15 protein-coding genes and 1 tRNA gene are annotated in these 19,965 nt (G+C 65.8%); 6 read left to right on the forward strand and 10 right to left on the reverse strand.

Annotated features, from left to right (window positions below; genetic code table 11):
* The first annotated feature begins 121 nt into the window (after positions 1-121).
* Together JOD97_RS13545 and JOD97_RS13550 are read left to right on the forward strand one after the other, a co-directional pair.
* Positions 122-1,120, forward strand: coding sequence for an SDR family oxidoreductase (locus JOD97_RS13545; protein WP_209718368.1), 999 nt, complete (start codon positions 122-124; stop codon positions 1,118-1,120).
* Between the two features lie 3 nt (positions 1,121-1,123).
* Positions 1,124-2,098, forward strand: a complete 975-nt coding sequence (locus JOD97_RS13550) for a Ku protein (protein ID WP_209718371.1) — start codon at positions 1,124-1,126, stop codon at positions 2,096-2,098.
* Between the two features lie 71 nt (positions 2,099-2,169).
* Here JOD97_RS13550 and ligD read toward each other — a convergent pair whose 3' ends face one another.
* Complete coding sequence (gene ligD / locus JOD97_RS13555; protein WP_209718374.1) at positions 2,170-4,698, reverse strand: DNA ligase D; 2,529 nt, start codon at positions 4,696-4,698, stop codon at positions 2,170-2,172.
* A gap of 156 nt (positions 4,699-4,854) precedes the next feature.
* Between ligD and JOD97_RS13560 the strand changes: the two genes are divergently transcribed.
* A complete protein-coding gene (locus JOD97_RS13560; protein WP_209718377.1) occupies positions 4,855-5,211 on the forward strand; it encodes a hypothetical protein in 357 nt (118 codons plus the stop codon).
* Positions 5,212-5,389: 178 nt separating this feature from the next.
* Here JOD97_RS13560 and JOD97_RS13565 read toward each other — a convergent pair whose 3' ends face one another.
* From JOD97_RS13565 to JOD97_RS13585, 5 genes are all read right to left on the reverse strand, one after another.
* Complete coding sequence (locus JOD97_RS13565; protein WP_209718380.1) at positions 5,390-6,919, reverse strand: efflux transporter outer membrane subunit; 1,530 nt, start codon at positions 6,917-6,919, stop codon at positions 5,390-5,392.
* Between the two features lies 1 nt (position 6,920).
* Positions 6,921-10,106 (reverse strand): efflux RND transporter permease subunit, encoded by a 3,186-nt coding sequence (locus tag JOD97_RS13570; RefSeq protein WP_209718384.1) that lies wholly within the window; start codon positions 10,104-10,106, stop codon positions 6,921-6,923.
* 4 nt (positions 10,107-10,110) lie between these two features.
* A complete protein-coding gene (locus tag JOD97_RS13575) occupies positions 10,111-11,367 on the reverse strand; it encodes an efflux RND transporter periplasmic adaptor subunit (protein ID WP_209718387.1) in 1,257 nt (418 codons plus the stop codon).
* A gap of 148 nt (positions 11,368-11,515) precedes the next feature.
* Positions 11,516-12,385: an alpha/beta hydrolase gene (locus tag JOD97_RS13580; protein ID WP_373999850.1), complete on the reverse strand. Its 870-nt coding sequence runs from the start codon at positions 12,383-12,385 to the stop codon at positions 11,516-11,518.
* Complete coding sequence (locus JOD97_RS13585) at positions 12,382-12,603, reverse strand: hypothetical protein (RefSeq protein ID WP_209718390.1); 222 nt, start codon at positions 12,601-12,603, stop codon at positions 12,382-12,384. Before JOD97_RS13585 ends, JOD97_RS13580 begins: the two co-directional genes overlap by 4 nt.
* A gap of 158 nt (positions 12,604-12,761) precedes the next feature.
* On the opposite strand from JOD97_RS13585, the gene JOD97_RS13590 reads away from it, so the two are divergent.
* Entirely contained in the window at positions 12,762-13,721 is a 960-nt protein-coding gene (locus JOD97_RS13590; RefSeq protein WP_209718393.1) for a LysR family transcriptional regulator, read from the forward strand.
* On the forward strand, positions 13,718-14,680 hold the full coding sequence (locus tag JOD97_RS13595) for a D-2-hydroxyacid dehydrogenase (RefSeq protein WP_209718397.1): 963 nt from the start codon (positions 13,718-13,720) through the stop codon (positions 14,678-14,680). Before JOD97_RS13590 ends, JOD97_RS13595 begins: the two co-directional genes overlap by 4 nt.
* Positions 14,681-14,683: 3 nt before the next feature.
* Here the strand turns inward: JOD97_RS13595 and JOD97_RS13600 are convergent, their stop codons facing one another.
* From JOD97_RS13600 to JOD97_RS13615, 4 genes are all read right to left on the reverse strand, one after another.
* A complete protein-coding gene (locus tag JOD97_RS13600) occupies positions 14,684-15,277 on the reverse strand; it encodes a YdeI family protein (RefSeq protein WP_229264437.1) in 594 nt (197 codons plus the stop codon).
* Positions 15,278-15,287: 10 nt separating this feature from the next.
* Positions 15,288-16,433, reverse strand: coding sequence for an alpha-hydroxy acid oxidase (locus JOD97_RS13605; protein ID WP_209718400.1), 1,146 nt, complete (start codon positions 16,431-16,433; stop codon positions 15,288-15,290).
* Positions 16,434-16,621: 188 nt separating this feature from the next.
* Positions 16,622-16,698 (reverse strand) — tRNA-Arg (locus JOD97_RS13610).
* 27 nt (positions 16,699-16,725) lie between these two features.
* On the reverse strand, positions 16,726-16,914 hold the full coding sequence (locus JOD97_RS13615; protein ID WP_209718402.1) for a hypothetical protein: 189 nt from the start codon (positions 16,912-16,914) through the stop codon (positions 16,726-16,728).
* A gap of 24 nt (positions 16,915-16,938) precedes the next feature.
* Between JOD97_RS13615 and galA the strand changes: the two genes are divergently transcribed.
* Positions 16,939-19,761 (forward strand): beta-galactosidase GalA, encoded by a 2,823-nt coding sequence (gene galA / locus JOD97_RS13620; RefSeq protein WP_209718405.1) that lies wholly within the window; start codon positions 16,939-16,941, stop codon positions 19,759-19,761.
* Positions 19,762-19,965 lie beyond the last annotated feature (204 nt).

Consider the following 19,965-nt stretch of genomic DNA (forward strand, 5'->3'; position numbering starts at 1 on the left):
TGAGTGCTGCCAGTGTGCCACAAACGCTGCGTCACCGCATCTGCGCGCATGTGTGAAAGAGCGCACTGTCATCCGCGCGCCGGGCGCCAATACTAGCCCCTCGACGCACAAGGAGAGAACCATGGCAAACACCGAAAACAAGGCCGACGCGGGCACCGCCAGTCAGCAGCGGGAAATCCAGCAGCGCCAGGACCAGGCCGACGAACGCGCAAAACAGGAAAAGGCCGGCAGCCAGTCGGGCCAGCGCCAGGGGCCGGTGCAGACCACCGAACATGAGTATCCCGGCACGATGCCGTCCCAGCACCTGGCCAAGCCGGGGCTCGAGGCGCAGATGCAGCTCAAACCCGAGTTCCTGGCGCCCGACTACGCCGGCAGCGGCAAGCTGGCCGGCATGGTGGCCTTGATCACCGGCGGCGATTCCGGCATCGGCCGCGCCGTCGCGGTGCTGTACGCGCGCGAAGGCGCCGACGTCGCCATCGTCTACCTGGACGAAGACCAGGACGCGATCGACACCAAACGTTACGTCGAAGCCGAAGGCCAGAGCTGCCTGCTGCTGCGCGGCGACGTGCGCGACGCCGCGTTCTGCCGCGACGCCGCCCAGCAGACGCACGAGCGCTTCGGCCGACTCGACATCCTGGTCAACAACGCCGCCTTCCAGGAGCACGCCGAAAAGCTCACCGACCTGACCGAGGAGCGCTTCGACATGACGATGAAGACCAACGTCTACGGCTACTTCCACATGGCCAAGGCGGTGCTGCCCTTCCTCAAGCGCGGCGCCTCCATCATCAACACCGGGTCCGTGACGGGGCTGCAGGGTTCTAGCCACCTGCTCGACTACTCGACCACCAAGGGCGCCATCCACGCGTTCACGATGTCGCTGGCCTCCAACTTGCTGGACCAGGGCATCCGCGTCAACGCGGTGGCGCCGGGACCGGTGTGGACGCCGCTCAACCCGGCCGACCAGTCGCCCGACAAGATCGCCAAGTTCGGCCAGGACACCGACATGCGCCGCGCCGCGCAACCGCAGGAGCTGTCGCCGGCATACGTGTTCCTGGCCGCGCCGTCGTGCTCCAGCTATATCAGCGGCATCGTGCTGCCGGTGACCGGCTCGGTGGGCTAAGCCATGGCCGCCCGCGCGTTATGGAAAGGCGCCATCAGCTTCGGGCTGGTGCACATTCCGGTCGAGCTGTATTCGGCGGTGCAAGAGCACGAGCTGGATCTGACGATGCTCGACCGGCGCGACTTTTCGCCCGTGGGCTACAAACGCTATAACAAAAAGACGGGCAAGGACGTCACCTGGGACGACATCGTCAAGGGCTACGAGTACGAGGAGGACGAGTATGTCGTGCTGTCGGACGAAGACCTCAAGCGCGCCAACGTCGAAGCCACCGGCACCATCGACATCCAGGCCTTCGTCGACGCCGCCGACGTGCCGCTGACGTACTACGAGCAGCCGTACTACCTGGCGCCATCGAAAGGCGGCGCAAAGGTCTACGCGCTGCTGCGCGAAACGCTGCGCAAGGCCGGCAAGATCGGCATCGCCACGGTGGTGATCCGCACCAAGCAGCACCTGTGCGCGCTGGTCTGCGTCGACGACAAGATCGTGCTCAACACCTTGCGCTACGCCGCCGAGATCCGCAGCGCGGAGGAGCTCAAGCTACCACCGGCCACGGCGAAGGCGGCCGGCATCAGCGACAAGGAGCTGCAGATGGCGCTATCGCTGGTCGAAGGCATGAGCGAGGAATGGAAGCCGGAGCAGTACCACGACACCTACAAGGACGACGTACTGGCGCTGGTGAAGAAAAAGGTCAAAGCCGGTCAAACCAAGACCATCACCGCCGCCGAGCCGGAAGACAAGCCAGCCAAGACATCCAACGTGGTGGATCTGGTTGCACTGCTGCAGGACAGCCTGGGCAAGCGCCCGGCCAAAGGCGGCGCCAAGACACCGGCGCGCAAAAGCGCCGCCAAAGCCGACGAAGAGGAAGAGGAAGAAGCACCGGCTCCACGCCGCAAAACCAGCACGGCAAAGAAGGCTCCAACCGCCGCCGCACGCGCCAAGAGCAACGCCAAATCGTCGTCACCACGCAAAGCCGCTTAACAACAGATCCACGTAGGGCGGATTAGGCGGAACGCCGTAATCCGCCATCCCCGAGCCGCCAACAACGCAAATCAGCTCCCAGAACCCGGCTTAAACCCCAACATCTTCATCGCCGGCGCCAAACCCTTGGCCGCCTTCGCATACCCATCCCAGGGCGTATTCCCCACATCGAGCCGCGTATGCACCGTGGCCACCGTCCAATGGTCGCCGCCCTCCAGCTTATCCAACTCCTCCCACGCCACCGGCACCGAAATCCCCAACCCCGGCCGCGCCCGCGCCGACCACGCACACGCAGTGGTAGCGCCGCGCCCATTGCGCAGATAATCAATAAAGATCCTACCCACCCGATTACTCGGCCCGCTCTTCAGCACAAACCGCTCCGGAATATTCTGCGCCATATGCGCCACGATCGCCTGCGAAAACGCCTTCACGTCATCCCAGCCATACCCCGGCTTGACCGGCACCACCACGTGCAAGCCCTTGCCGCCACTGGTCTTCAAAAACGCCGGCAAGCCCAAATGATCGAGGAAAGCGCGCATCAGCTGCGCCGCCTCCTGTATCTGCTTCCACGTCACGTTCTTACCCGGATCGAGATCGAACACCATCCGGTTCGGCTTTTCATAGTTCGAAGCGTTGGCGTTCTGAGTGTGCAGCTCCACCACGTTCCACTGCGCCGCCGACAGCAAGCCCTGCTCCGTCGCCACCTCCAGCATCGGCGGATGGTCCGGGTCCAGCGCCGGATCGAGGCTCTTCACCCCCGGCAGCTTATTGGTTTCGGAGTGCTTCTGGAAGAACAGCTCCCCGCCCACGCCGGCGGGCGCGCGTACCAGCGCCACCGGCCGGCCTTTCAGATGCGGCAGCATCAGCGCCCCAACCAGCGCGTAATAGCGCACCAAGGCGATCTTGGTGGCGCCGCTTTCCTTGTCGATCACACGATCGGGATTGGTCACCTTCAGTGAAGCCGGCAGCTTGCCCTGCACGGCGCTCGAAGTCTCCATATCGGTTTTCTCCTTATCCTTCATATGGGTCGGCAGCTCGCGCGTGATCGCGCTGGCCTTCTTATCCTTGCGCAGCCCCTTGAACACGGAATGACGGATCGAGCCGGAACGGGTCCACTCGCCGAAGGCCACCTCCGCCACCAGGGTCGGCTTGAGCCAGTGCGCCCGCTTGTCGATCTCCTTGTTGGGCGCGAACGGATTTTTGTCGGACGCCACCGCATCCATTTTCGATTTCAGCTCGGCCAGCGACGCGCCGCTAAAGCCGCTGCCGACGTTGCCGGCGTATTGCAGCTTGCCGTCCTTGTCGTAGGTCCCCAGCAGCAGCGAGCCGAAACCGCTGCGCGAGCCTTGCGGATCGGTATAGCCGCCGATGACGAATTCCTGCCGCTGGCCGCATTTGAGCTTGATCCAGCTGCCGCTGCGGCGCGAGGTGTAGGCCGAGTCGCGCCGCTTGCCGATGATGCCCTCCAGCCCCATGCTGCAGGCGGCGGCGATCATATCCTGCGGCGTGGCGTCGAGCGCGGCGCTGTAGCGCACCGAGTCGGTGGCTTTTTTCTCCATCAGCTTTTCAAGTATCGCGCGGCGCTCCCGCAGCGGCATGTCGCGCAGGTCGCGGCCGTCGTGGAACGGTATATCGAAGATGAAGTACACCATTTCGCCGGGATGGTTTTCATCGAAGGCGTTCTGCAGCAGGCCGAAGTCGGGCCGCCCTTCCTCGTCGTGGACGACGATCTCGCCGTCGTACCAGCCCGAGGGCAGCTTCATTTTGGCGATGGCGTCGTGCAGCGGGCGCAGTTTGTGCGTCCAGTCGTTGCCGTTGCGCGTGATCAGCCGGATGTCCTTGCCGTCGACCCGCGCCAGGATGCGGTAGCCGTCGAACTTGATCTCGAACAGCCACTCCTCGGGCGAGGACGGCGGCGCGTCGACCAGCGTCGCCAGTTGCGGCGTCAAAGTCTCCGGCAGCTCGGCCTTGGGTGCGGCGGCCTTGGCGGGCGCCTTGGCCTTCGCCGGCTCCTTCGCCACCTTGGCCGGCAGCGGGGCGGCGGCGCCCGGCAGCGGCAACGCCTTCACGCTGTCGGGCATCTCGTCGACCACGCTGAATTCCTCGGCGGGCCGCGCGTAGTCGTCCTTCTCTTTAATTAGCAGCCAGGGCTCCTGCTTTTCGCCCTTGCCCTTCATCCGCACCAGCACCCATTTGCCGTGCATCTTATGCCCGGTCAGTTCGAATTTCAGGTTCCCGGCCGCCAGCGCCTTGCGCGGATCGTCCAGCGGCTTCCAGTAACCCTTGTCCCAGATGATGACCTTGCCTGCCCCGTACTGCTTGGGCGGTATCGTCCCCTCGAAATCGTTGTACGAGATCGGATGGTCCTCCACATGGACGGCCATGCGCTTGTCGTGGGTGTCGTAACTGGGGCCCTTGGGCACGGCCCAACTCATCATCACGCCATCGAGCTCCAGCCGGAAGTCGTAGTGCAGGCGGCTGGCCCAATGCTTTTGAATGACGAACGTCAGCGCCTCGCCGCCCTCCTGGCCACCTTCGGCCGGTTCGGGGGTGATCGCGAAGTTACGCTTGGCTTTATAGGTTTTCAGGGATGCGCTCATAAACGCCAGCGTAGCCCCGCGCCGCCGGCCGCTCTGTGCGTTGGCGAACATGTAAGCGATTGTAAAGCCCGTCAACGGGGTGTGTCCGGGCCGCGTTTTCTGCTCAGTGACACGGGAATTGTCCCGGCCCTAATCAACTTGAATGAGGATTTCATCATGAACAAACTTATCGCTACCCTGATCGCCGGCCTGTTTGCTACCGCAGCTTTTGCACAAACTCCTGCCACCACCCCGACCACTCCAGCAGCTGCCAAGGCAGAAGCTAAAGAAACCAAAGCCGCCGTCAAAGCCGAAGCGAAAGAAACCAAAGCTGACATCAAGGCCGACGCAAAAACCGCCAAGGCCGAAGCCGACGCGAAAAAAGACGTAGCCGTCGCCAAGGCTGAAGAAAAAGCCGACAAGGCCGACGCCCACGCTAAAGCCACCAAAACCAAAGCCAAGGCACACGCCAAGGCCGCCAAGACCGAAGCCCACGACGCCGCGACCACCCCGGCTCCTGCAGTCGTCAAGTAAGTCTTAGCGCTGTTTTAAACAAGTCGTAAAAAAAGCGGACCCGATTTGATTCGGGTCCGCTTTTTACTTGGGCGATCTATTTATTAACCCGCACCGCCAGGCGGGGTCGTACCCCGCACGGGGTACGACCCCTAAGTGGCGCGGCTAGCGTATCGCTAACCGCATGCGGGGCTGGTGCTTATTGCTGCGCCACCGCCGGTGCCGCCGGCGTGGTGGCGGCGCCGTTGGCGCTGTCCCAGCCGCCACCGAGCGCGCGGATCAACGCCACCGTGGTCACGGCGCGGGTGCCGCGCAGCTGCACGGCGGTGCGTTCCACCGCCGCCAGGTTGCGCTGCGCGTCCAGCAGATCGATGTAGCTCGAACGGCCGGCCGTGTACAGCTTCTGCGCCAGATCGGCGGAACGGCGGGCCGACACCAGCGCCGCTTCCATCTGCGCCGTCTGGCCGGCCAGGATGCGCAGGCCCGCCAGGTTGTCTTCCACCTCGGCGAAGGCCACCAGCACGCTCTGGCGATAGGTGCCGACCGACTCTTCCAGCGCCGCTTCGCTGCGCAGGATGTTGTTCTTGTTGCGGCCACCGTCGATGATCGGCATCGACATCAGCGCGCCGAGCACCCACGAACGGCTGCTCCACTTGAACACTTCGGCCACGGTGTCGGCCGAGGAGCCGCCACCGCTCGCGCTCAACGTCAGCGCCGGGAACATGGCCGAACGGGCCACGCCGATGCGGGCGTTGGACGCCTCCATCGTGCGCTGGGCGGCGGCGATGTCGGGACGGCGCTCCAGCAGCGACGACGGCAGGCCGGCCGGAATCACCGGCAGCAGCGCCGTGTCCAGCAGCGGCGTCACGCCGGCCGTGTAGCTGGCCGCCGGTTTGCCCAGCAGGACCGCCAGCGCATGCTCGGTCGTCACGCGCTGACGCTGCAGGCCGATGAATTCGGAGCGCGTCGTCGCCAGTTCGGTCTTGGAGCGCGACAAGTCGAATTCGCCGATGTCGCCCAGGTCGAAGCGGCGCTGGTTGACTTTGACGTCCTCCTCGCGCGTCTGCACCGTGCGCTGCAGCGTTTCCAGTTCGGCATCGGTGGCGCGCAGACGGAAGTAGGTCTGCGCCACGTCCGCCTGCACCGACAGCAGCACCGAGCGGTAGGTCGCCTCGATCGAGGCGGCGTCGCTGCGGGCGGCGCTGACGTTCGACGATACGCGGCCGAACAGGTCGACCTCGTAGCTGGCCGTCAGGTTGGCGCTAAACAGCTTGCCCGGCGCGACATCGGTGCCTTGCGGCAGGCCGAGCGAGGTCGCCGACTGGCGCTGGCGCTGGGCGCCGGCGTTGACGCCGACTTGCGGAATGCGGTCCGCCTCGGCCACGCCGGCGATGGCGCGGGCCTGCTTGACGCGGGCCGCCGCCACCGACAGGTTGGCGTTGGCGCGGGTCGCCTCGGCGATCAGCTCATTGAGGGCCGGATCGTTGAAGGCCAGCCACCACTCGCCGCGCGGCTGCGCCTCGGCGGCCTGCGCCTGTTTCCAGGTGCTGCCGTCGGCGGCGGTTTTCACCGGCACCGCGACGTCGGCGGCCGACGGCGTTTGCGATTCCTTGAAGGCGGCCGGCACTTCCACCGCCGGCTGTTTGAATTCCGGCGCGGCGCACGCCGTCATCAGCAGCGCTGCCAACACGGGTGCCACGCCTTTGGCGATCATTTGCAGCTTGTTCATATTAGTGGGTCCCTTCCAGTTTGACCACCGCGCCGTCGCCGGCGATGGCGGGTTTCTTCTCCAGGCGCACGGCCAGCTTACGCAGCAGCACGTAGAACACAGGCGTCAGGAACAGGCCGAAGAAGGTCACGCCCAGCATGCCGGCAAACACCGCCACACCCATCGCATGACGCATTTCCGAACCGGCGCCACTCGAGAACACCAGCGGCAGCACGCCCATGATGAACGCGATCGACGTCATCAGGATCGGACGCAGACGCAGGCGGCACGCTTCCAGCGCCGCTTCGACGATGCTGCGGCCATGGTGTTCCAGTTCGCGGGCGAATTCCACGATCAGAATCGCGTTCTTCGAGGCCAAGCCCACCAGCACGAACAAGGCGATCTGCGTGAAGACGTTGTTGTCGCCGTGGGTCAGCTTGACGCCGATCAGGGCGCACAGGATCGACATCGGCACGATCAGGATCACCGCCAGCGGCAAGGTCCAGCTTTCGTATTGGGCGGCCAGCACCAGGAACACCAGCAGCACGCACAGCGGGAACACATAAATCATCGTGTTACCGGACAGGATGTCCTGATACACCAACTCCGTCCATTCGTAGCCGATACCCTTAGGCAGAACCTCTTCGACGATCTTGGTCATTTCGGCCTGCGCCTCGCCCGACGACACGCCGGGGGCCGGCGCGCCGTTGATTTCTGCGGCGACGAAGGCGTTGTAGCGTTGCACGCGGTCCGGGCCATAGGTGTCCTTGACGCGCATCAGCGACGACAGCGGAATCATCTCGCCCTTGTCGTTGCGGACCTTGAGCTGGGCGATATCCTCGGCGTGCGAACGGAACTGCTGGTCGGCCTGGACGCGCACCTGGTAGGTACGGCCGAACTGATTGAAGTCGTTCACATACAGCGAGCCCAGATTGATCTGCAAGGTCTGGTAAATCGTCTGCAGCGGGATGCCCAGCTGCTTGGCCTTGACCCGGTCGACGTCCGCGAACAGCTGCGGCACGTTGATCTGGTAGCCCGAGAACACGCCGGCCAGTTTAGGATTGGTGGCCGCTTTCGCCTGCACCGCCTGCACCGCCTTGTACAGCGCGTCGTAGCCCAGGTTGTCGCGGTCCTGCAGCATCAGCTTGAAACCACCGGTGGTGCCAAGGCCGTTGACCGGCGGCGGCGGCAGCACCATCACGAACGCGCCTTCGATCGACCCCATACGCTTGTTCATTTCGGCGGCGATGCCTTCGGCCGACTGCTCCTTGCCGTGACGCTTCTCGAACGCGCTCAGGCCGACGAAGACGATACCGGCGTTCGGCGCGTTGGTGAAGCCGTTGATCGACAGGCCCGGGAAGGCGATCGAGTTGTCGATGCCCGGGATATCCTTGGCGATGTCCGACATCTTGCGGATCACGGCGTCGGTGCGGTCCAGCGAGGCGGCGTCGGGCAACTGGGCGAAGCCGATCAGGTACTGCTTGTCCTGCGCCGGCACGAAGCCCGGTGGCACCAGCTTGAACATGAAGCCGGCGGCGACGGCCAGCACCGCGTACACGACCAGCGAACCGCCTTTGCGTTTCAACACGCCGGTCACGCCCCTGCCATAGCTGTCCGAGGCGCGGTTGAAGAAGCGGTTGAACCAGCCGAAGAAGCGGCCGAACACCTTGTCCATGCCGCGGGTCAGCACGTCTTTCGGTGCGTCGTGCGGCTTGAGCAGCGCGGCGGCCAGGGCCGGCGCCAGGGTCAGCGAGCTGAATGCCGAGATCACGGTCGAAATGGCGATGGTCAGCGCGAACTGCTTGTAGAACTGGCCGGACAGGCCGGAGACGAAAGCGATCGGCACGAACACGGCGCACAGCACCAGGGCGATGGCGATGATCGGACCACTCACCTCTTTCATCGCCTGGATGGTCGCCTCGCGCGGCGCCAGGCCGTCGTGGATGTTACGTTCGACGTTTTCCACCACCACGATCGCGTCATCGACCACGATACCGATGGCCAGCACAAGGCCGAACAGCGACAACGTGTTGATCGAGAAGCCAAAAGCCAGCATCACGGCGAAGGTACCGACCACCGAGACGGGAACGGCCAGCAGCGGAATCACCGAAGCGCGCCAGGTTTGCAGGAAGATGATCACCACCAGTGCCACCAGGATGATCGCTTCGACCAAAGTGTGGATCACGGAGCGGATCGACTCCCGCACGAATTGGGTCGGGTCATATACGATTTCGTACGTGACGCCTTCCGGGAAATCTTTCGACAGGCGTTCCATGGTCGAGCGCACATCGGCCGACAGCTGCAGCGCGTTGGCGTTGGGCGCCTCGAAAATAGGAATCGCGGCGGCCGATTTATTGTTCAGCAGCGAACGCAGCGCGTAGGAGTTGGAACCCATCTCCAGGCGCGCCACGTCGCGCAGCCGGGTGACGGCGCCGTCGGTGTTGGTCTTGACGACGATGTCGCCAAACTCTTCCTCGCTTTGCAGCCGGCCGTGGGTATTGACGGTCAGCTGGAAGTCGGCGCCCTTGCTCGGGCCCTGGCCGATCACACCGGCCGCCACTTGCACGTTCTGCTCGCGGATCGAATCGACGACGTCGCCGGCGGTCAGGCCGCGCTGGGCGACCTTCTGCGGATCAAGCCAGACGCGCATGGCGTAGTCGCCGGCGCCGAACAGCTGCACCTCGCCCATGCCAGGCAGGCGGGCCAGTTGGTCCTTGACGTTCAACACCGCGTAGTTACGCAGATACAGGTCGTCGTAACGGCCGTTGGGCGACATCAGGTGGACCACCATGGTCAGGTTGGGCGACGACTTGACGGTCGTCACGCCGATCTGGCGCACCTCTTCCGGCAGGCGCGGAAGCGCGCGCTGGACGCGGTTCTGCACCTGCGTTTCGGCCTGCTCGACGTTGGTGCCGATCTTGAAGGTGACGGTCAGCGCCAGCGCGCCGTCCGAGGTGTTTTGCGAGGACATGTAGAGCATGTTCTCGACGCCGTTGATCTGCTCCTCAAGCGGCGCGGCCACGGTTTCGGCGATGATCTTCGGATTGGCGCCCGGGTACTGCGCGCGCACCACCACCGATGGCGGCACCACGTCCGGGTATTCCGAGATCGGCAGCTTGAAGATCGATATCAGGCCGCCGACGAAGATAATGATCGACAGTACGGCCGCGAAAATCGGCTTGTCGACAAAAAATCGAGAGATGTTCATATTCTTATTCCTTGGAGGTGCCGGTCTTGTTCGCGACTACGGCGACTTTTTCATCTTTTTTGGCCTCGGGCTTGGCCTCGGGCTTGGCGACGTTGGCGGCCAGCGGATCGGAATCCATCGGCACCAAGGTCGGCGAGATCGGCGCGCCGGGACGCACGCGCTGCAGGCCGTTGACGACGATCTTCTCGCCCGGTTTCAGGCCTTCGCGCACCACGCGCATGCCGTCGACCTGGGGGCCCAGCGTGACGGCACGGTACTCGGCCTTGTTGCCGGCGCCGACCACGAACACGAACTTGCGGCTTTGGTCGGTGCTGACGGCGCGCTCGTTGATCAACACCGTCGGCTTGGCGCCGCTGGTGCCGGCCAGCTGCACGCGGGCGAACAGGCCCGGCACCAGCGCGCCGTCCTTGTTGGCCAGCGTCGCGCGCATGCGCACCGAACCGCTGCGCGGATCGAGCTGGTTGTCGACGAATTCGAGCTTGCCCTCGTGCGGGAAGCCGGTTTCGTTGGCCAGGCCGATCTTGACGATGGCCGGTTCGCCCTTGTGGGCGGCGGCGCCGACGCGCAGGTAGGTGTCCTCGTCGCCGTCGAAGGAGGCGTAGATGTTATCCAGCGAGACCACGGAGGTCAGCACGGCCGACGCGTCGACCAGGTTGCCCAGCGTGATTTCCGCCTTCGACACGCGGCCGTTGATCGGCGATTCGACGCGGGTGTAGCTCAGATTGAGCTTGGCCGCCTCGTACTGGGCCTGCGCGGCGCGGGCGTCGGCGTCCAGCTGCTTCTGGCTCGACGCGCGCTCGTCGTATTCGCGCTGGGCGATGGCTTTATCGGCCAGCAGTTTTTCGGCGCGGGTCAGTTCCAGCTTGGCCAGTTCGGCCTTGGCGCGCGCCGAATTGGCGGCCGCCTCGGCGCGGTTGGCCTCGGCCTGGTACGGGCGCGCATCGATGACGAACAACACCTCGCCTTTTTTGACCTGGCTGCCCGGCTTGAAGTTGATCGCGGTGATGAAGCCGCTGACGCGCGGACGGATCTGCACCTGCTCGACCGCCTCCAGGCGGCCCGAGAACTCCTGCGTCTCGGTGATGGTTTTCTCGACCACGGCGGCGGCCGAAATCGGTGGACCGCCGCCGGCGGCGGCCGGATTCTCGGTCTTGCCGGTGGCGTCGTCGCAACCCGTGAGGCCGAAAGCGGCCAGTCCCGCCAACGCCATAGCGGCGGCCAGCGGCCGGGCTACAGCGGTGAATTGTTTAATGTTTTTCATTTTAAATCCCTTTTATATGAAAATATTTAATAGAAATGGCGGCACCGGCTGCCTCAACGGAAAATCGAGAAAACACGGTACTAGCGCCCCGCCGGCAAGCCGGTGGGGACGTGACTACGGATACTGCTAAAGGATGGGGAGGTCCCTATCAGGCTGGCGGCGTCCCGGACCGTCCCAGGCCAGTGATGAAACTGGCGATTTCTCCCAGCGCGGCGCATTTGCACGCGCATTCGTTGCGCGCCCCCGGATCCTGCAGGGGCTGGGGCGCCATCCTGATGACGGTGGTTTTGACACCGCACGAAATCAGCTTGGCGCCGTATTGTTCGGCCTCGTCGCGCAGCGGATCGTCCTCGGTCGACAGGATCAGCGCGGGCGGCAGGTTTTTCAAACGGCTCGATTGCAGCGGCGACGCGTACGGGTGCGTGCGGTCGGCGGCATTGGGCAGGTAGCCGCGGTAGGCCGCCGCGCAGGCGTCGGCCACGTCCAGCAACTCGGGCGCCTGCTGCATTTCCCGCATCGAGCAGGTGGTCAGGCCCGGATCGAGCATCGGCATGATCAGGATCTGGCCGGCCAGCGCCGGGCCGCCGCGGTCGCGCGACATCAGCGCGCACACCGCCGCCAGGTTGGCGCCGGCTTCGATACCGGCCACCATCAGCTGCTTGCCGGTCCAGCCGATTTTGGCCTTGTTCTTTTTGGCCCAGGTCAGCACGGCGTGGGCGTCTTCCACCGCCGCCGGGAACGGCCGCACGCACGCCAGCGTGTAGCCCGAGGCCAGCACCGCCATGCCGGGATGGTCGTCGGCCAGGTGGCGCAGGAAGCCGTCGGCGTCTTCCAGATCGCCGCCGACGAAGCCGCCGGCGTGGAAGAACACCGTCAGCGTATCGCGCTTGGCGCCGGCGTCGCCGCTGGTGTACAGGCGTGCCGGCAGCGGGCCTTCGGCGCCGCGCACCTCCAGAGTGCGGATCTTCAGCCGATCCGACAGCTCCGGCAGCGCGTCATCCTGCGGCTTGATCGTCACTGTCGCACCGTGCGGGCAAGGTCGGCCGAATCGGCCGACATCAGCGAAGTGTCGGCGCAGGCCAGCGCGTCGCCGCTGGCCACCTCGGTCAGGGCACGAACGCCGCGCACTTCGGCCTTGGCCGTCTGCGAGTAGACATCGGTGTAGACGACGCCCGCCAGCGCGACCGATGTCAGCGCGATCGCAACCGTTGCAAAAATTCCGTCCCGATATTTCATGATGCTCCCCTTCCTGCGTGGTGTAACAACTTGCCTCTGCCCCGGAACAGCCCATGCTTTCCTTGGTGCAGTACAGCAATCTTAAACTTGTTCTACAATCCGATAAATAGCGTAAAGTCGAATTGATTGTTCAGGATTCCGAACAATGGAGGGAATAAGTGAATAAACTGCAAGCGATGGAAGTGTTCGTCAACGTGGTCGACTCCGGCGGCTTCACGCGCGCGGCCGAGATCATGCAACTGCCCAAGGCCACGGTGTCGACCTTGATCCAGTCGCTGGAGGCGTCGCTGGCGGTCAAGCTGCTGCACCGGACCACCCGCCACGTCAGCGTCACGGCCGACGGCGCCGCCTATTATGAGCGCTGCCTGCGCATCCTGTCGGACGTGCGCGACGCCGAGGAATCGCTGTCGCGCACCCGCCTGAGCCCCAGCGGACGGCTGCGGGTCGACGTCCCCACCGGCCTGGCCGGCAGCGTGCTGGTACCGGCGCTGCCCGATTTTTTCACCCGTTACCCGGATATCCAGATGGAGATGGGCTGCAGCGACCGCGCCGTCGACCTGGTCGAGGAAGGCGTCGATTGCGCCGTGCGCGCCGGCCAGCTGGTCGATTCGAGCCTGATCGCCCGGCGCGTCGGCATCCTGCACTTCGTCACCTGCGCCACGCCGTCCTACCTGGACCGCTACGGCCGTCCCTCCCACCCGGACGAACTGCTGCGCCACCTGTGCGTCAACTATTTCTCATCGAAGACCGGTAAAATCATCGACTGGGATTTCACGCGCGGCAGCGAGCGAGTGCAGGTGGCCCTGCCCGGCAACATCGCCCTGAACGACACCACCGCCTACACGGCGGCCGGGATGGCCGGCCTGGGCATCGTGCAGATGCCGAATTTCCTGCTCGAGCCGATGCTCGAAGACGGCACCTTCGAGGCGGTGCTGCCGGAATGGAGCTCCGACTCGATCCCGGTGCACGTGGTCTACCCGCAAAACCGCCACCTGTCGGCCAAGGTGCGGGTGTTCGTCGAATGGGTCGCCGAACTGTTTTCCAATCATCCAGGCATGCGCCTGCCGAAGGCTCCACCACCGGCGGCGCGTGTCGCATCCTACGAGGTCGCTCCATGACTGAAGCACACCGCATCGTTTTCCTCGACCGCGACAGCGTCATCGCCAAGGTGCGCAAGCCGTCCTTCGCGCACGAATGGACCGAATATCCGGCCACCCGCGCGGCCGACGCGGCGCCGCGCCTGCTCGATGCGCGCGCCACCATCGCCATCACCAACAAGGTGCCGCTGCGCGCCGACGACCTGGCGCGGCTGCCGGACCTGAAGATGATCGCGGTGGCCGCCACCGGCACCGACATCGTCGACCTGGCGGCCTGCCGCGAGCGCGGCATCGTCGTCTCCAACATCCGCAACTACGCGGTGCACACACTGCCGGAGCACACCTTCGCGCTGATCCTAGCGCTGCGCCGCCAACTGGTGGCCTACCGCGCGGACATCGAAGCGGGGCTGTGGCAAAAGTCCGAGCGATTCTGCCTGTTCGGCCATCCGGTCTCCGATCTGGCGGGCAGCCGCCTGGGCCTGGCCGGCTACGGCGCCCTGGGCAAATCGGTGGCGCACATCGCGCGCGCCTTCGGCATGGAGGTGGTGGTGTTCAACCGCTCGCCGGTCACCGACGACGGCGTCAAGCAGGTCTCGTGGGACGAGCTGCTGGAAACCTCGGATGTCCTCAGCCTGCATCTGCCGCTCAACGACAAGACGCGCAACATCATCTGCGCCAAGGAGCTGATACGCATGAAAAGCTCGGCGCTGCTGATCAACACCGCGCGCGGCGGCCTGGTGGACGAGGTGGCGCTGGCCGACGCGCTGCGCACCGGCGTGATCGCCGGCGCCGGCTTCGACGTGCTGACCAAGGAGCCGCCGCCGGAGGACAACGTGCTACTCAACCTGCGGCTGCCGAATTTCATCCTCACGCCGCATTCGGCGTGGGCCAGTTCGCAGGCGATGCAGGTGCTGGCCGATCAACTGATCGACAACATCGAAGCGTGGCAAGCGGGAAAACCCGACAACGTGGTCGGCTGATAATCAGTCGTCCAGACCCTTGCCGTTCAAAATATTGGGGATGGCCTTCAGCACGCGCGAAGTGCGCGTGCTGGATTGCTTGGCCGACGAGAAATGCAGCAGGTAGGCGCGCCGGCGTCCCGGCGTCAGCGCCTCGAACGCGCTTTTCAGCTCCAGCATCTCATCGAGCCTGGCCTGGAACTCCTGCGGCACCGCAAACTCCTCGGTCTTTTTAAACTCGACCTTCAGGCCCGATTGCTCGACCTTCACCGCCTCCGCAAGATAGGTCTTCAACACGGTTTTCAGCTTGCGGATTTCCTCGACGCCGGTGAAGCGCGCCTGCCGCGCCGCCTGCACGTTGGCGGTCTGCCGGACCAGGATGCCCTTCGCGTCCTTCAGCAACGCGCCCTTGAAGAACAGCAGCGCGCAGTACTCCTTGAACACGTGGATCAACACCACGTTGCGGCCATCGAGCGTGTAGCACGGCACGCCCCACTTCAAGTCCTCGGCCAGTCCGCTATCGAGGCAGATCGTTCGCAACTCACGCACCTCGTCCGCCCAGTTCTTGAGACGCCCGATGTAGGCGTCGACTTTCGGATTCAGATCGTGGTCTTTCATGGCTGCCCTCTCAATAAGTCCCGGGAAGAAGTATGTTGCGGTCGATATCCCGCAGATCGCGCAGGCCGCAGAAGGCCATCGTCAAATCGGCCTCGTTGCGGATAATCTCCAGACATTTGCTCACGCCCTGCTCGCCCATCGCGCCCAGGCCGTACAGGAACGGACGCCCGATATAAACGCCCTTCGCGCCCAGCGCCACCGCCTTGATCATATCCTGGCCGGAGCGGATGCCGCCGTCCATATGCACTTCGATCTGCCGGCCGACCGCCTCGACGATGGCCGGCAGCGCGCCGATCGACGACTGCGCGCCATCGAGCTGGCGGCCGCCGTGGTTGGAGACGATCAGCGCGTCGGCGCCGCTGTCGACCGCCAGGCGCGCATCCTCCGCGTCCATGATGCCCTTGATGATCAACTTGCCGCCCCAGCGCTGCTTGATCCACTCGACGTCCTTCCACGACAGGCTCAAATCGAACTGCTGGCTGGTCCACGACGACAGCGACGACATGTCCGACACCGACGTCGCATGGCCGACGATGTTACCGAAGCCGCGGCGCTTGGTGCCGAGCATGCCGAAGCACCAGCGCGGCTTGGTGGCCAGGTTGATCATGTTGGCGATGGTCAGCTTGGGCGGCGCCGACAGGCCGTTGCGCAAATCCTTGTGGCGCTGGCCGAGCACCTGCAAGTCGAGCGTCAACACCAGCGCCGAGCAGCGCGCGGCCTTGGCGCGGTCGATCAGGCGGTTGATGAATTCACGGTCCTTCATCACATACAGCTGGAACCAGAAAGGCTTGCTGGTGTGGGCGGCGATGTCCTCGATCGAGCAGATGCTCATCGTCGACAAGGTGAACGGCACGCCGAATTTTTCCGCGGCCTTGGCGGCCAGGATTTCGCCGTCGGCGTGCTGCATGCCGGTCAGGCCGGTGGGCGCCAGCGCGACCGGCATGGCGACGGGCTCGCCGACCATGGTGCTGGCCAGCGTGCGGTTTTCCAGATTGACGGCCACCCGCTGGCGGAATTTGATCTTGCCGAAGTCCTCGTTGTTGGCGCGGTAGGTCGATTCGGTCCAGGAGCCGGCGTCGGCGTAGTCGTAGAACATGCGCGGTACGCGCTTCTTCGCCAGCAGGCGCAGGTCTTCGATGCTCGTGATGATGGTCATGCACACTCCTTGGGCCGATAACCGTCAAATCATCGGGCATTTTGGCAAAAATGCCAATAGCAATGTGCCGCCGCGGCGGCCTTGGGGACACGATAATCAAGGAGTTGATCCCGGCGGGCGGCCGATCGTCGTCGCGCAAAGAAAAAAGGCCTGAAGATTTCTCTTCAGGCCCTCCGTCTTACGAATTTTGGTGCGGCTGGCAGGAATCGAACCCACGACCCCTTGGTTCGTAGCCAAGTACTCTATCCAGCTGAGCTACAGCCGCGAAAGACAACATTATAGCAGGGCAATTTCAAATCAAGAAGTCCAATCGGCGAATTTTTTTCGGCGCGCCGGGCCGCCCCGGCGCGCCGTCGTTCCCGGCCGGCGGCGGGATCATAGAAATGACCAATGCGCCGAACAATATTCCGCAATCGCGCGCCCGGCCGTTTCGGACGCGGATCGGCGGTGATAGCATTTCCCGCACGATTAGCAACACCATCAGCCCCGCCTGGAGACAAGCAAGATGACATACACACGGCCCCTGCGCACGTTCGCGGCCTGTCTGATCGCGCTCGCCGCGACGTGCTGCGGCCACGCCGCCGCCGAACGCCTATCGCTGGACGCCGGCTGGCGCTTCCTGCAGGGCGACGTGCCGCTGCCGTCGATCACCGGACACGGCGCCAGCTACCGCAGCGCGCAGACCGGCGAGGCGCACGGGCCGGCCAACGCCGACTACGACGACTCCGACTGGCGCCGCGTCGACCTGCCGCACGACTGGGCCGTCGAGGGCCCGTTCGACGCCGCGCAAAACAAATCGCAGGGCTACCGGCCGCGCGGCATCGGCTGGTACCGGCGCTACTTCACGTTGCCGGCGTCCGACCGCGGCCGCCACCTGGAGCTGCAGCTCGACGCCATCGCCACCCACAGCACGGTGTGGGTCAACGGCATCGTCGTCAACCGCAACTGGTCGGGCTACAACGGCCGCGCGCTCGACATCACCCCGTATGTGCGCTACGGCGAAGAGGTCAACACCATCGCCGTGCGCGTCGACGCCGAGGTGATGGAGGGCTGGTGGTACGAAGGCGCCGGCATCTACCGCCACACCTGGCTGGTCAAGCGCGACGCGCTGCACATCGCCACCGACGGCGTGCACGCCAACCCGGTCATGAAGGACGGCCGCTGGACGCTGCCGGTGGCGGTCGAGGTGGAAAGCAGCGCCGGGACGGCGCGCAAGGCGCTGCTCGACGTGCGCCTGTTCGACCCGTCCGGCGCCGAGGTGGCGCGCGGCAGCGCCCCGGTGCGCGCGGAGGCGCTGGGCAAGGCCGGAGCGCGGCTGACGCTGGCGGTGCGCGACCCGCGCCTGTGGACACTCGAGCGCCCCGCGCTGTACCGGGTGCGCGCGGTGCTGCGCGACGGCGCCAAGGAGCTCGACCGCGTCGAATTGAGCACCGGCTTCCGCACCATCCGCTTCGACGCCGACCGCGGCTTCTTCCTCAACGGCAAAGCGGTCAAGCTGCAGGGCGTGGCGATCCACCAGGACCACGCCGGCGTCGGCGTCGCCGTGCCCGACGCGATCTGGGAATTCCGCATGCGCCAGATGAAGGCGATGGGCGCCAACGCGGTCCGTTTCGCCCACAACGCGCCGGCGGCCGAGGTGGTGGACCTGGCCGACCGCCTCGGCCTGATGGTGATGGACGAGAACCGCAACTTCAACCCCTCGCCGGACTACCTGCGGCAACTGACCTGGCTCGTCAAGCGCGACCGCAACCACCCGAGCGTGATCCTGTGGTCGATCTTCAACGAGGAGGCGCTGCAGGGCAGCGAGATCGGCTTCCAGATCGCCCGCCGCATGGTGGCCGAGGTGCGCAGGCTGGACCCGACGCGCCCGGTGACGGCGGCCATGAACGCCGGCCTGTTCGCCGAGAAGAACGCCGCCCAGGCGCTCGACGTGGCCGGCATCAACTACCAGGTGCCGGAGTACGACCGCTTCCACAAGACCTTCCCGGCCAAGCCGGTGCTCAGCTCCGAGGACACCTCGGCCTTCATGTCGCGCGGCGAATACGCCACCGACTGGAACGGCCACCTGGTGGCCAGCTACGACGACGACGCGGCCAACTGGGGCCAGACGCAGCGGCGCAGCTGGCGGCTGATCGACGAGCGGCCGTTCCTGGCCGGCGGCTTCGTCTGGACCGGCATCGACTACCGCGGCGAGCCGACCCCGCACGAGTGGCCCAGCGCCGGCTCGTTCTTCGGCATCATGGACTTGTGCGCCTTCCCCAAGACGGCGTTCTTCATCCGCCAAGCCCTGTGGCGCAAAGACCGCACCGTGATCAAGGTGGCGCCGCACTGGAACTGGGCCGGGCGCGAGGGCCAGCCGGTCAAGGTGCTGGTGGCCACCAACGCGCCGCGCGCGCGCCTGCTGCTGAACGGCGCCGTCGTCGGCGAGCGCGACGTCGACCGCTACGACATGGCCACCTTCGAGGTGCCGTACGCGCCCGGCAGGCTGGAGGCGGTGGCATTGCGCGACGGCGCCGAGGTCGGCCGCGACGGCGTCGACACCAGCGGCGCCCCGGCGCGCCTGGTGCTCACCCCGGACCGCGACGCGCTGGCCGGCGACGGCGCCGACGCCGTGCCGGTGACGGTGAGCGCGGTCGACGCCCGGGGCCGTCCGGTGCCGACGGCCAACCTGCACGCGCGCTTCGAGCTCGCCGGCCCCGGCGCCATCATCGGCGTCGGCAACGGCGACCCCAACTCGCACGCATCGGAGAAGGCCCCGGAGCGCGACCTCTACAACGGCCTGGCGCAGGTGATCGTCCAAAGCCGCCGCGGCGGCCAGGGCGGCCTGACGCTGCGCGCCAGCGCCGACGGACTGCAAGCGGCCGAGGCGGTGCTGCCGGTGCGGGCGGTGCCGGCGCTGCCGGCCGTGCCCGAGGCGCAGCCGGTGGTGCGGGTCGGCGGCTGGCGCATCTCGCCGCCGCAGGCGGGCCGCCCCGACCCGAACCTGATGCTGGCCGACAGCGACATGAACAGCTGGGCCTGGGGCGCGCCGCCGCTCAGGCAGGCGCCCGAGGCGCAGCGCTGGCGCACCTACCGCGCGCCGCTCGGCCTGCGCGGCGACCGCAACGACGGCAACGCGCGCCTGCTGTTCCGCGAGATCGCCGGCCGCGCCGAGGTGTGGGTCGACGGCGTCAAACTGGGCGAAAAGTCGGCGCCGGACCCGGGCCCGCTGTCGCTGCCGCTGGCCAAGGGACCGCCGTGGCGCACGCTCACCGTGCTGCTCGAGGCGCAGCCGGGCCAACCCTCGGGCGTCATCGGCCCGGTGCTGGTGGAGCCGGGCGCGCCATGAGGACGGCGCTGGTGCCGCTGGCGCTGGCGGTGGCGATGGGGGCGATGGGCGCGCGGTGGACCTGTCCGTCGTGCGCGCCCGGACACCAATGACTGTTCGATTGCAAGACACAGCGGCTTCAACGACGGCCGGCCGCTGAAGTCGTGCCGCCCGGCCGACGGCCGGGGGGAAGGTGGCAAGTCCGGCCCGAACGCACCACAACCA

The organism is Duganella sp. 1411, assembly GCF_017833525.1.
Lineage (GTDB): Bacteria > Pseudomonadota > Gammaproteobacteria > Burkholderiales > Burkholderiaceae_D > Rugamonas.